The following is a 15,967-nucleotide window of genomic DNA, read 5'->3' as shown; positions in this document are numbered from 1 at the left end:
CGCCTAAGACATGGAATTCCGGGAGAAACTGCACCTTTACATCTCGTCTAATGAAGGGGCAATCAATACGTGATGCAGTCTCTCTCGGATCATTGAGTCATTTATTGAATTTAAAGAACGAACTGTTAAATCTCTTCTTCCACATATTCATTCACATCAGGGCCAGCTGTACTACCGCTCAATATATGAATGGCCTGTTGTTTAATCGTTGGATATTCAAAAAATTGGCTGATTTTCAATTCCATTTGGAACTTTCGGTTAGTCAGCTGAACTGCATGCATCACTTTCAGGGAATTCCCACCGCATTCAAAGAAATGGTGGGCGGTGCCAATTGGCTTCACATTCAGTACCTCTTCCCATATGTTTATTAACTGTTCCTCCACATAATTGGAAGGCGCTTCATACGTTGTCTCTGATTTGACTGCTATCTCAGGTCGAGGCAACGCTTGGCGATCTATTTTCCCGTTTGGCGTAAGCGGAAACTGCTCCAATACCTTGAAATAGGATGGGACCATATAACCTGGCAAACGGGCTTCCATAAAGGACTGCATATCCATCCGGCTGACTTCCTGCAGGACGGTAAGGTAAGCACACAATGCATCCTGCCCACCCGAATCTTTGACAGCTACAACCATGGCTTCACGGACAAGCTCATGTGAAATCAGGACCTGTTCGATCTCCCCAAGTTCGATCCGATAACCTCTCAGTTTCACCTGATGATCCATCCGCTCCAGGAATTCAATCGTTCCGTCAGACCGTCGACGCACCCGATCTCCAGTGCGGTACATTCGTCCATGGAGCTGATAAGGGTTGTTGACAAATTTGGCTTCGGTCAGCTCTTCATTGTTCAGATAACCGAGACTTAATCCATCACCTGAGAGATAGAGCTCTCCAGGTACTCCATTTGGAACAAACTGTTGATTGTCGTCCAGAATCCATGCAGATGTGTTCGCAATGGGCTTGCCAATCGGAAGAATTCCATCATTGTCACCTATAGCTTGTACAGGGTAACTTGTTGCAAATACTGTACTTTCCGTAGGACCATATACGTGGATCAGTTTATCTGTTCCCATATGGACAAGAGCTCTCTGGGCATGGGAGACAGAAGCCCGCTCCCCTCCAAACAGAAGTTTCCGAAGTCCCAGCAAACAATGAGGCGCACGATCAACCAGCAAGTTAAACAATGCAGTCGTCATGAAACAGACCGTAATTCTCTCCTCTGTCATCACTTTAGACAATTGGTTGATATCCAGCAGGGTCTCCTGTTCAATCATGACCAGCCTCGCGCCGTTTAATAGCGCTCCAAAGATGTCAAATATCGAGCCATCAAAAGCATAATTTGAGATCTGCAATATTGAATCAGAGGAAGAGATCTGAATATAATTCGTATCTTTCACTACCCGAATGGCATTGGCATGGGAGATCATTACACCTTTTGGTTTCCCCGTAGAGCCCGAGGTGTAGATAATATAGGCCAGATCGTCTCCAGCCTCATCTTCGGATGCCAAGGTTGGTGCTGATTCCTTCATGCCTATGCTCTCTAATCGGATGGTGTCTTCAACATTCGCATGTACATTCATGACTTCAGTGACGCCTGTGAAATCCTCCATCCATTGTTCCTCCGTAAGTAGCAAGGCTGCAGCGCTGTCATGCAGCATGTGCACAATTCGTGCTCTTGGCCATTCGGGATCGATCGGTAAATAGGCTGCTCCGGATTTGAGAATTCCAAGAATACTTATAATCATCTCGGAAGAGCGTTGTACCATCAGTCCTACGATGGATGAATTTTGAATGCCTCGCATGCGCAAACGTTCCGACATCTGATTTGATTTCTCTTGCAGCTCCAGGTAGGTGAACTGTTTTTCTTGCATTACCAGTGCAACTGCATCTGGAGTTCGCTCTGCCTGTTCGTCGAATAGCTGAGATAATGTCTTTTCTTTGGGAAATGGTGTCATCGGGCCATGGGATAACAACTCCATCTTATGGCGGGCCTGCTCGCCAATAAGAGCAATTTCGCTTACACGAATATTCTGGTTTGCACTAATTTGCTCCGCCACATAGAGAACATGATTACCCAGACCATTCATCAGATCTGAATCCAGTACGTTACTGTTATAAGACCATTTAAGTCTGAATGTATCGTCCAGAACAGCAGTCACACTCAAATCATAGTGTGTATGCTCATTGCCATAAACGCGCTCCAGCGTGACTCCTGTCCCTTGTTCCGCTACAAGACCCGCAGCCTGTTCATTCCCAAAATTTTGGAACACCAATACATGGTCAAGCAAATCGGCTTTTAATTCACTTTGATCCTGTATATCTGCCAGGTGTACGTAGCCATACTTTTGGCCTTCCATCCCTTCCTGTTGAACCCTGCGAAGAGCATCGGCAAAAAGCTCTTCCGGTTCAAGCTTAATCCGGGTAGGAATGGTATTAATAAATAGCCCCACCATGTTCTCTATTCCTTCAACGTCAGCGTCTCGCCCGGAAATGACTGTGCCGTATATGACATCTTCTGTACCACTGTATCTGCACAAAACCATGCCCCATATCGCCTGAATCAACGCATTAAATGTAACCTGATTGTTCACAGCGAATTGTTTCAGCCGACTTGTGAGTTCACGCGGGAATTGAATTCCCTGCTCCCGCAACGTTGGCGCTGCTGTATCCAGGTTAGTCCCTGTTTTGGGCAAAGAGACTCGTTCATAGTAGCCTTGGAGATACTGTTTCCAATACGCCAGTGCTTCCTCCTTGTTCTGTTGATCAAGCCAGTCGAGGTAGTCCCCCAGCGGCCTGGTTTCTTCCAACATTTCAGGCTGCCCAGCCTGCTGACTGGCATAAATCTCAAACATCTCACGAATCAGGATGTCCAGACACCAACCGTCCAGCAAAATATGATGATGACTGATGACCAGCGTGAACGCATCCGCCCCTCTGGAGATCAGACAAAATCTGATTAATAACTCCCGGCTGAGATCAAACCCTCTTTCCTGATCATCAGTCATGAACTGCTCCATCCGTTGAAGCTGTTCATCCTGGCTCTTTCCGGTCCAATCCAGCATCAACCATTCAACCTGCTGCTGGTCAATAATAAGCTGGCGAGGTTGCTGCACAAGATGATATTCAAATATGGAACGAAGCCCTTCGTGACGCTGAATCACCCGCCCTAAGCTGTATTTCAATATCTCCACATCAACGTTACCCTTTAATTCCACAAATACCTGCTCAAAATAGGCGTGTGATGTTTCTTGCTCCAGCGAATGGTACAACATGCCGGATTGCATAAGGGTCAACGGATAAATTTTGCTGATCACAAGTGGATCAACTCTATTTTGTATGGCTTCCAACTCCGCTATGGATACAGGATGCTTCCCATAATCAGATGGGGTTCTCTCTGCGCCCTGCTTGTTCCGGCAGTGTTGAACGATTTGATACAAGTTATACATGAACAACCGATTAAGCTTTTCAGCAATCCCAGCTTCGTATACTCCATCACTGTAAGTCGTATGAATGGTGAACTTCCCATCTATTACAACTGCATTTATTTCAAAATCATGCGCTCTGATGAGTTGCCCACCCACCGTTTGTCCTACCGGGATATATGACGAACTGAACAAGCTCCGTTCCAGACTGCTGTCCAGTTCACCCATATAATTGAACAAAATAGGTGCTTCCTTTTCATCTGCAAAACCATGCTGATCAGCAGCCATATACTTGAGAATTCCGTATCCGATGCCTTTATTGGGAACGGCTCTCAGTGTTTCCTTGACTGTTTTAATTGCCTCGGGCAATTCCGGCTCCTGAAACAGGTCAAATACCACCGGATATACGGATGTAAACCACCCCACCGTTCTGCTGAGATCCATCTCGGTTGCGAGTGCTTGTCGGCCATGTCCCTCCAGCATAATTTTAAACCGGGCTTGAGCAGTCATCTCGGTTACACTTAGCATAAGTGCAGTCAACAGAATGTCATTAATCTCGGTTTGGTAGGCTCTGTTTGTCTGTTGAAGAAGCCAGCCAGTTTGTTCACGATCAAGCTCAGATACAAGGGTAGCGCTATGACCATGGTCATTGACCGTGTACGTTGTTTGGCTCTGAGAATCCAGGAATGGCGTATACACACTAGACACTTTGTTCCAGAAGGCCTGCTCCTTTTGCAAAAGGTGATGTTTGGAATAAGACTTTAATGCAGCAGCAAATTGCTGGTACGAGACGGTTTTGGGTCCCACATCAAACGGCTTTTGTTCAACCCCTTGCATGTATAACCATTCAAAATCTTCGAGCAAAATTCTCCAGGACACACCATCCATGACCAAATGATGAATAGTAATTAACAGGTGTTCTCCTTCATCAAGCCTGAAGAGCCGGAGTTTAACAAGTTGTCCCTCATGAATCCGCATTTTCTTTTGCAACAACGATGCCTGCTCTTCAATGAATACTTCCGGTTGTGCTACGCCTCTGGCATCCACAACGCTGAACTCAAACATACCCTCTCTATAACTCCGAATGGTCTGTGTCATTTCTCCAGAAGAGTTGTATTCATAAACCATTCTTAAACCGTCATGATGCTCCATCAGTTTCTCGAAACTAAGTCGAATGGTGTTCTCATCAAACCCTTCCTGCCTGAATAACATAAAAGCCTGATTGTAATGGTTATGCTCTGTATGATTTCTCGCAAAAAAGCGCTGCTGAATAGGTGTTAGGAAAACCTCACCTGTCACCTCAACATTCCCAGTAGAATGGAACTGTGACTGTTTGACATATGGACTAAGCTGCCGGATGGTCGGATTGGCAAAAAGATCCTTCATCTCTACTTTTAAACCCAGTTTGGACAATCCCGAAATCGTCTGGAGTGCTTTGATGGAGTCTCCACCCATGACAAAAAAGTTATGATGAATCCCAATACAATCCAGATTCAAGATGTTCTCCCATATCTGAACAAGCTTTTGCTCTTTGTCATTCCTCGGCGATTCATACTTCGAGTCATCCAGTATGCTGTTGCCCGGTTCAGGGAGACGGGAGCGATCCACTTTTCCGCTTACCGTTCTCGGCAAGTGGTCCATTTTGACAAAATGGGCTGGTATCATATATGAAGGAACCTGTAACTCAAGTTTCTCACGCACGTCCATAATGGAGATCCCCGGATCAGTGATCACAATATAAGCACACAGATAATCATTACCACTGTCATCCTGACCTGCATTAACATATGCCTCTTGAATTACCTCCAGGCGGGTTAACTGGTACTCCACTTCCCCCAGTTCAATTCGATAACCACGGATTTTAACCTGATCATCCTGTCTGCCAACAAATTCAATGGTTCCATCCGGTAGCCATTTGGCGGTATCGCCTGTACGATACATTTTCCGATCGTTGTCTACAGGTGAGTCCACAAACTTCTCTGCCGTAAGATCCGGTTGATTCAAGTAACCGCGTGCTACACCTTCACCAGAAATACACAGCTCACCGGGTACACCAACCGGCTGAGGACGATTGTAACGATCCATAATCAGAATACTTGTATTCCGGATCGGTCTACCAATCGGAATCGTTCCTGATCGCTCGCCTATCCCATACATGATTCTGTTCCAAGCCGCGTCCACCGTGCATTCCGTCGGTCCATATACGTTTGTAACGTTTGCTCTCATTCCAGGGAGCGTGGTATATACTTCATCGAGAAGGTCGAAGGTCAGCACGTCCCCACCAATGATCAGCTCTTGCAGTTCATACTGCTGTTTGCATCCGTTCGAGGCCAGAGTGAGCAATTTCAGATGAGCAGGCGTACCATCGGACACATGAATATGATGATGAGCATAATAATTCAGCAAAAGATCTGCTTCCCAGACTGTGCTCTTAGGCACGATATGCAGTGCATGTCCCAGCAGCAAAGCAGCAAAAATCTGCTTCACCGAGGCATCAAAGATATATGGCGCAATCAATGCAATATTCAAAGGGGTCTCATAGTGCTGATATATCGCTTCCACCAATCCGTCCACCAGATTGTGAACATTGTAATGTTCAACAACGACGCCTTTGGGTTTGCCAGTAGAACCCGAAGTATAAATGACATAAGCCGCATCGCTGGAATGGTTGATCATGTCCGGTTCACGTACTGGTTCACGTAGCCCTGAACGATCCAATTCATCCAATAAAATAACTGTACCTACAAACACAAGGTCATCCACCATGGAATGATCTGCTGTACATAATAAACGCGCACCACTGTCAGTCAGCATATAACGCTTACGCTCAGTAGGAAGTTCAGGATCGATCGGCATGTAAGCCGCACCTGATTTGAGCACACCTACAATCGCAACGATCATATTTATGGAGCGCTCAACCATCACAGCTACAATGTGATTTGGTCCTGCTCCTTCCTGACGTAACTCGCAAGCCAGGACATTCGCCCTCTCATTCAACATGCGGTAGGTCAGCTGTTCATTCTCGAAAACTAAAGCGATGTTGTCCGGATTGTGTTCAACCTGCTCCATAAACATCTGGACCAATGTTTTGTCCCGTTCATAGGCCTGTCTCGGCGGGTTGAACCCTGTCAGAACGGTTTTCTCTGGTTGCGTCAGAATATCCAATTGATCCAGTCGTACTTCTGGAGCAGCAGCGATCTGTCTCAATATCTCGACAAAATGTTCAGCAAAGCGCTGAATACGCTCCTCCCGGAACACATCCGTGTTATATTCCAGTTCGAGATTCCAGCTCAGGTTGGTTTTGTTCATTCTGGCCGTCATATCAAATTTGGAACGTTGGATGCCATCTTCAAGCAAAACGGCCTCTACATCGTTCATCTGGAGATCAAGATGATCTGTATTTTGAACAAGCATGACGTCAAACAGTGGATTGCGTGAAGGATCACGCTTCACATCAACCTGTTCGACCAAACGTTCAAATGGATATTCCTGATGCTCATAGGCCTGAAGTGTATTTTCCTTCACCTGTTCCAGATATTGCTGGAAGGTATAATGGCCCAGCGGCGCATTTCTGAGAACTATTGTGTTTACAAACATGCCGACAACACGGTTGAGATCATCATGATTCCGACCTGATACCGGCGTACCAATCAGGATATCTTCCTGTCCGGTATATCTGGAGAGCAGTGTTGTAAATGCCGAGACAAACAGCATATACATGGTGGCTCCCTGATCATTGGCCAGCTGCTCAAGCGCAACCGTCAGTGTTTCATCCAGATGCAAACGAATCTGATCACCATTAAACGTCTTAGTCTTCGGCCGTGCAAAATCCAAAGGCAGGTCAAGAACCGGAACCTCTTCCTTCAAAACATCAGCCCAATATTTCTCATGCCGCATCGAGTCACTGCTAGATTGTCGCTCGTGTACCCAGAGTGAATAATCCTTGTACTGTGTAGAGACAGGTGGCAATTTTTTGCCATTGTAGAACTCGGCCAGTTCATGCAATAGAATCCCGATCGAAATTCCATCTGAAATCATATGATGCATGTCAAACAAAAGGACATGTTCATCTGCTTTGGTTTGCACAAGTTCAGCCCGCATCAGCGGAGCTTTTTCTAATGAAAAAGGTTGTACCCACTCGGATAGAACAGGTGGTTCCCCTGCGGTATGGAGGGAACTGTACTGAACTTCAAAGTCGACGCTTGGCATAATTCGTTGAGCAGGCTTACCCTGATTCATGACAAATGAAGTTCGAAGCGATTCATGTCTTGCAATCAGGCAGGAGAACGCCTCATTCAATTGTTTTTTATTTATGCTTCCCTTTAATTTCATAGCAAGAGGCATATTATAGGCTGTATCCGTAGGATCCAGATTGCTCAAAATATAAATTCTTTGCTGCGCTGCTGATAAATCATACAAGGACTGCAATGGCGCATGGGGAATAGATGTATATTTGCTTTTTTTATGATCCAGAATGAATTGGGCCATGCCACGGATTGTAGGCGTACGGAAAATCTGTACCAGTGGCATTTCTACCTGCATCTCCTTGTGTAATCTGGATATTAGTATGGTCGCCAGCAGGGAATGTCCGCCAATATCAAAGAACCGGTCATGGACACCCACATTTCCAATCTTTAGAATGTCCTGCCAAAGAGTGACCAGTGCAATTTCAACCGGATTCCTTGGTGGTTCATACGCGATGGCTGTTCGGTTGTCCGATAGTGTCGGAATCGGCAATGCCTTGCGGTTCACTTTACCATTAGCTGTTAAAGGCAAACGATCCATTATGACGAGATGGGCAGGCACCATATACGAAGGCAAACACCGAGTCAATTCTTCTTTAATCTCATCGATGAATCCCACAGGATACCTCTCATGACAAACCACATAGCCGCAAAGAAATGTCGAACCTGCCGGATCTGTATGCGCGACAACTGTCGCCTCTAACACCCCTGGGTTCTGCAAAAGCAGATGTTCAATCTCTCCAAGCTCAATACGGAATCCACGTATTTTCACCTGATCATCCATGCGACCCAAATATTCAATATTGCCATTCGAAAGCCAACGCACCCAATCTCCGGTCCGATACATCCGTTGTTCTGGATTAAACGGATGTTGAACAAACTTCTCTGCCGTTAACTGGGGCCTGTTCAAATACCCTTTTGCAAGTCCGGCTCCGCTTATGCACAATTCACCCGGAACCCCTATAGGCGAAAGCTGGTCACTGCCACTCAGAATAAACACGTTGGTATTCGGCAGTGGTCGACCTATAGGAATATTGGAATACATCTGATCTATGGTAAAACTTGTGGTGACGACTGTATTTTCAGTTGGTCCATAATTATTTACAACCTCATAGTTTTGGGATTCAAAATAATTCAGCTTGTCTCCCCCCGTCAGCAATGTTCGAAGGGAACGATTCTCCTGCCGGATAAACTGCTCGCAAATCGCTGTAGGCAGGAACGCAATACTAATCTGATGCTGATGGAAGTAATCATTGATGCGCACCACATCCAGCCTAATTTCATCCTGAATCAGATGTACGGAAGCTCCTGACAACAGGTATGGGAACAATTCCCACACAAAAGCATCAAAGCTCAAGCTTGCATAGCTGGCACTGCGATCAGCATCGGTGATCTGATACCGTTTACGATGCCATGTACACAAATGAACAAGCGATTGGTGTGAAACCATCACTCCCTTGGGCTGACCTGTGGAACCTGATGTGTAAATGACATAAGCCAGATCCCGGCTTTGCCCCCTTATTGGTACCAAGGAAGAGGAGACCAGAAATTCGTCCGCTTGCAAAAGTTCAGTCTGCAAATCAATGAGATGGACAGAGCTCTCTTTTCCCTGAACGACATGTTCAAACCGTTCCTTCGGTGTTAATACCCATTGGGTCTGACTGTCTTCAAGCATGTAATGGATACGATCATTTGGATAGGCTGGGTCAATGGGCAAATATGCTCCGCCTGCTTTTAGAACCGCCAGCATTCCGATCACCGCATCGATTGAACGCTCTGTGAGGACCCCGACGATGTTGTTATCACGCACTCCTTTTTTCCGTAGTAGATCAGCAAGCTGTTCACTTCGTTGGTTCAACTCGCGATAGGTTACATGATTTTCGCCCATCACCAGAGCAACATGATCCGGTGTACGTCTCACTTGCTGTTCAAAGAGCTCATCCACAGTTTGATGCAACGGATACTCCATAGATGGTGGATTAAAGGTATGAATCAGCTGATCTCTTTCTCTCGGAGACACACTTTCAATCTCGCTAAGCGGCTGTTCCAGACCGGATATCATGTTGCCTACTAAGGCAATATAGTTGTCACTCATGCGCTGAATGGTTTCCTGACCAAACAAATCGGTGGAGTACTCCACGTTAAGCACGATTTCATTTTCAAACTCAAGGATGTTGAATGTCAGATCAAATTTTGCATTATCAAGATTAAACATGACAGGCGACACCTGCATACCCTCTTTTTCACGAGTAAACAGCGAAGCGTTCTCTAGCGAAAACATCGTGTCAAACAACGGATTACGATTGACCTCACGCTGTGCACCTGTTTTTCGCACCAGTTCATCAAATGCATACTCTGAATGTTCAAAGGATACTACGGTTGATTGTTTGATTTGCTCAATAAACTGTCTGACCGTATCCGATTCGTTCATCTGGTTTCGCAATGCAATGGTGTTCACAAATACTCCAAACATATGTTGTAACGGCTCATGCAGACGGCCAGAGGCAGCCGTACCCACAACCAGGTCTTTCTCATGTGTATACCGGTGCAGTAAGAGGAAATAGGCACTAAGCATCACCATATACAACGTTGATCCGGTATCCTTGGCAAGCTGCCTGATGTCGCGGGTCAGGCTCTCGCCCAAGTGATTGTAAATGTTGTTTCCTTCATACCTGTTAACTTCAGGTCGTTTGAAGTCGTACGGAAGCTCAGGTGTTGGCGGGGTACTACTATATATATCCAGCCAGTACGCCTCCTGTTTCGCCATCTCATCCGAATGACTGTACTGTTCCTGCCATGCCGTATAATCCTGATAATGCACATCAACGTCTGGCAGAATTGAGCCACTGTAGAGCTCCAGCAATTCGTTCATCAATATGCCTTGAGATGTACCGTCAGCCACAATATGGTGGAAATTTATAATAAACAAATGACGTCCATGACCAATTCTCACCAGTTTTGCCCTCATTAAAGGAGGCTGGCGGAGATCAAAAGCTTGAGTGGACTGTTTGCACAGGTTGCTTGTCAAACGAACGAGTTCATGGTCATCTGTATCGAGTTCTCCGAGATCATCATATTCAAGTTCAAAGGTTACGTTTGTATGAACCGTCTGAACAAGCTCATCCTCTATCACTTCAAATCCAGTTCTCAGTATTTCATGCCTCTCAATAAACGTTTGAAGCGCTCTCTCAAGACGTACGAAGTGTACTTCTCCTTCCATAAGCAGCGCCATGGGAATGTGATAAGCTCCCCTATTATTTTCAAGCAGCGAGAGGGTGTACATGCTTCTCTGGGCTGCAGAAGCCTTATACCGGTCACGGCGACTTAACTTCTCAATGATCACAGCAGGTTTGACATGTGCTTTGGTAACCAAGTATTGTTCCAAGCTGTATATCGTATCATTTCGGAACATTTCGCCAATGGGAACTTCAACATGAAGACGCTTCTTCACTTCAGCCACCATTGCCATAATTTTCAGCGAATCTCCGCCGAGATCAAAACAGCTTACGTTCAGGCCAATCTGCTTCAAGCCAAACACATCACTCCAGATCTGAAGCAGCTGTTCCTGAATGGAATTGACAGGCTCTGTATCCACTACAGCATGTTCACGAACAGTGAGTTGATGCTGCCTTGCCACTTGTTCAAGTGTCGCTTTGTTGACCTTGCCATTGGCAGTAAGCGGAACTTCATCTACATTCAGAAACATGGACGGAACCATGTAATTTGGTAATTTACTTTGCAAAAGGGCTTTCAGTGGCAGTGTGTCCACATCCTGATCTGTAACAACAAAGGCAAAGAGGCTCTTGACTCCGTTCTCGTCAGCAACATCAATAACAGCTGCCTTTTGCACGTCATCGGCTTGCAGAAGCACATTCTCAATTTCACCGAGTTCTACCCGATAACCTTTGATTTTGACCTGGCTATCTTTTCTACCCAAAAACTCTACATAACCTTCAGATCGAAGGACACCGAAATCTCCTGTCTTGTAGATGTACCCCAACTGTGGATGGACAATGAAAGACTGTCTTGTTTTTTCCTCGTCGTGAAGATAACCGCTTGCTACACCGCTTCCACCAATGTACAATTCTCCCTCAACATCTACAGGGCAGGGTTGAAGTAGTCTGTTCAGCACATGAATCTGTTGATTGGCTAGTGGTCTGCCATAAGGGATACTCTTCCATTGCTCTGACACTGCCGTGATTGGATAATAGATGGACCATATCGATGCCTCAGTGGCTCCTCCCAAACTAACCACCTCAGATTCAGGAAATACGTCTACTATTTTCTGAGGAAGCCGCAGAGATATCCAGTCACCACTAAGCAATACCAGACGAAGATCGTTGTTCTTCTCTCCCGGTGAATACAGATCAACACACATGTCCATAAGAGCAGGAACCGAGTTCCAAATGGTTATTTTTTCTTGTTCTATCACGTTCTTGAGCTGAAACATGTCACGCTGATCATCAATAAGAACCAGACAAGCCCCACAGCTGACTGCGCCGAAAATATCATAGACGGACAAGTCAAAACATAATGAAGATATGCCCATCATTCGATCATTGGAGGTTACGTTAAACCTTTCATTCATATCCAGAATCGTATTGGCTGCTGCGCCGTGCTTGATCTGCACACCTTTGGGCTTACCTGTGCTGCCAGAAGTAAAAATAACATAGGCCATATCATCATTCGTCACTCCGCTGTTTATGGATTCCGCAGAGTAGGTTTCTAACGATTCCGTCTCATATAGCTCTGGCATGATGAAAAATTTACAGTTAGCCTTTTCCCGAATATATTGCTTACGTTCCTCTGGATAGTCCGGATCAAGCGGAATATACGCTGCTCCCGCTTTGAGCACACCGAATATATTCACAACGGTGTCAATGCATCTCTTGCCATACACACCAATATAATCGCCCCGCTGTACTCCGTGATCGATCAAATACCTAGCTATCTGATTCGATCTGCGTTCCAACTCTATGTAACAAATGGAACGTTCATGATGCTGAATCGCCACCCGATCTCCTAATCTGGTCGCTGTTGCAGTTAACAGGTCATGCAGAGGCTTCAGAGTAAAAGGCTTGCTCGTATCGTTATACTGTTTGATGAGTTGCCTGCTCGCTTGACTCAACTCAAGCTTGGTAACTTGTGTTGCAGAGATCACTTGGTTCAGAATGTTCAGATACTGCTGGAACATAGATTCAATCACTTCTTGTTCAAACAATTGATCCACAAAGTCCCATGTGATATACAAACCGCCATTGATTTCATAGACCTGATTATCAATATAAACCTGTGAGGTTCTTGTACTGAAATACTTGATCTGGTCAAAGTTAAACAAAGCGTCAAATGAATCTTCCACATTTTCATTTAAGACACTTGTAAATACAATTGGCATGACTGCTCTTTTGTGAATATCATGTTTTTTGCCCAATTGTCTTATAAAATCAACGCCATCATAATGTCTGTGATCCAATGCATCCAGCAATGAATGTTGCACTGACTCTGTAAATGTCCAGAACGAATTCAGAGATTTTTGGGCATCAATATCCAGCAGCATCAGCGTTGTAAAGTCTCCCGCCATCCTCTTCACATCTTCATGAAACGGAATCCGATTAAATACGGTCAGGTTGACCCCAAATCTCTCCTGGTTTGACCAATGCGCAAGTACATAGGCATAGGCTGCGCATAAAATGGAAGTTGGGGTAACGTTATGCTGCCTTGCCTGCTGTTTAAGCTTGTTCCAATGTTCACCCGTTATAAAGTTCGAGAATTTGCTGAATTGGGGCACGTTTATGTCTGCCGGATTACATTTGAGCGGCAAAGTCGGAGAACCCGGAAAGTCTTCCAGCTTGTCCATCCAGTAGCGCTGATCCTTGAAATAACGTGCAGACTGTTTGAAACGTGCCATTGCCTGAACGTAGTCCCTGAAATTATATTGAAGCTCCGGCAGCTCCTGATCCCCGTTTGCATAGAGCCATTTGAACTCCTTGATGAGCAGTTTCAAGCTGCTGTCATCACAGATAAGCGGGTCCAGATTCAGATAAAAATAATATTGATTCTCTGACATCCGGTAAGCTTTCATTTCAAATAATGGCCAATCGCTTGGAACAATCACTTTTGTCATCATTCGTTGTCTCTCTGCTTCCATTTGCGAGCTACGATATGCCGTATCCCATTCTGACACGTCTATCACTTCTACCGTGTATAACGGTAGACTTTTCAATATTTGCTGTGTCCCGTTCTCATACACAACTGTTCGTAATATAGGATGCCTATTGATCAATTTCTGCAAAGTTGCATTAACTAAATCCATATCCGCCTCGGCCTCGAATTCGACCGTAAAATTGGTTGCAGCTCCACCCAGCTCAAATGCAGGGTCACGTCCAATCAAATAAGCCAGCTGAATACCCGTAAGACCAAATGGCTCAAGCATATTGGCAGGATCACCTTGATCCGTAAAGTAAGCCTCCGTGTTATCCTCATCATTATTTTCTTCCAAAAATGTTGCTATATTTTGGATCGTTCCAAGACGGAAAAGCTGGTTTAATGGCAGACTTGCACTTAAATCCTCCTTAATCCGTGCAATCACTTCAATGGCATTAAGGGAATGACCGCCCAGATGTGCAAAACTGTCATTTACACTCAATTGCTCGATCTGTAGTACATCCTTCCAAATCATGGACAGATGTTGTTCCAACTCTGTTGTCGGAGCAACGTATTCCCTGCCTGAATGGATGCTGCTATCCGGCTCGGGTAATTCACTTTTGTTAATCTTGCCATTAGCAGTCAGCGGAAGCAGCTCCAGTTTGACATAATAGCTTGGCACCATATACTCCGGTATTCTCTGTTCCAGGAAAAGACGCAGCTCCTCAATCGAGGTTTCTTGGTTCAACACCATATATGCACACAGATAGGCATGGCCTGCATCGTTTGTTCGCATCATGACAAATGCCTCTGCTACCGCATCATGCCGGGACAAATGGGTTTCAATTTCACCCAGCTCGATCCGAAAACCACGAAGCTTCACCTGTTGATCCATTCGATCCAAAAATTCAAGGGTATGCTCAGGCGTCCAGCGAACCAAATCACCCGTGCGGTACATCCGTTCTGATGTAAAGAAGGGATGCGGAATGAATTTTTGTTCTGTGAGTTCATCGTTATTCAAATAACCGAGCGCAAGTCCATCACCGGATATGCATAATTCACCGGCTGCTCCAACAGGGACGGGATGATCATGCTCATCCAATACCAGAACGGAGGTATTAGCAACTGGAGTGCCAATTGGCACTGTAAGCGCTTCCTTTTCAATTTCATTTACAGGATGATATGTGGCAAAAACCGTGCTTTCCGTAGGTCCATAAACATGAATAAGCTTATCACTCCCCATATAATCAAGCGCTTTTTTTACATGTGTTAACGAAACTCTTTCCCCGCCAAAGAGCACTTTGCGAACCGATTGGAAGCAGGATATTTCACGTTCCACGATAGCATTAAAAAAAGCAGTTGTGATGAACATAACGGTAATCCCATTTTTTTCAATGGACCGGGCCAGGCTGGGCATGTGAAGTGCCTCTTCCTTCTGAATAATGACCAATCTTGCTCCGTTCAGTAGGGCTCCAAATATTTCAAACACCGATGCATCAAATGAATAGTTGGACATCTGAAGCATGCGGTCCTGCTCCGTAATGGTGATGTAATTGGTATTACATACAACACGAATGGCTGATCGATGAGAGATCACCACTCCTTTGGGGAGACCCGTTGATCCCGATGTATAAATGATGTAAGCCGGATCTTCTGCCTGATTAATATCCGTCAATGCATCGGATGGAAAGTCACAATAATCCTCAATGGTGGGATGAATAACCTCCAAACCGATACATTCTATGTAATTCTCTTTAGGATGAGATGTCAGCAGCATACATGCCCCACTATCCTTGAGCATATAATTCACTCGTTCCCCAGGTGTTTCGGAATCAATTGGTAAATAAGAAGCCCCTGATTTGAGAACGGCTATTAAAGCAATTATCATTTCAGGGGATCTCTCTAACATAATACCGATTATTTTGTCGCGGTCTGCTCCCTTCTGACGAAGAAGTGCGGCAATCTGGTTTGAATACTGATCTACTTCCTTGTACGTATATTGAATGGTGTCTGAGGCTACCGCAATGGCATCGGGATGCAAGCGGGCCTGTTCTTGAAATAACTGATGGATGGTATGATTGCGGGGATAGTCTGTTCTATTCTCGTTCACTGTCGGATTCTCTCTGATATTGGAATGTCCAGTAATCATAACGATAT

1 protein-coding gene is annotated in these 15,967 nt (G+C 45.2%); it reads right to left on the bottom strand.

Features of this window, described 5'->3' with window-relative positions; translation table 11 throughout:
• Window positions 1-125 precede the first annotated feature (125 nt).
• Entirely contained in the window at window positions 126-15,959 is a 15,834-nt protein-coding gene (locus MKY92_RS12890) for an amino acid adenylation domain-containing protein (RefSeq protein WP_339301039.1), read from the bottom strand.
• Between the last annotated feature and the right edge of the window lie 8 nt (window positions 15,960-15,967).

This window comes from Paenibacillus sp. FSL R5-0623, assembly GCF_037974265.1.
Lineage (GTDB): Bacteria > Bacillota > Bacilli > Paenibacillales > Paenibacillaceae > Paenibacillus.
Note: the sequence above shows the minus strand (reverse complement) of the source record. Positions and strands in the feature narration are given on the sequence as shown.

Coding starts and splice junctions, on each gene's coding strand:
- MKY92_RS12890 (WP_339301039.1), bottom strand. CDS start 15,959: ATGATTACTGGACATTCCAATATCAGAGAGAATCCGACAGTGAACGAG.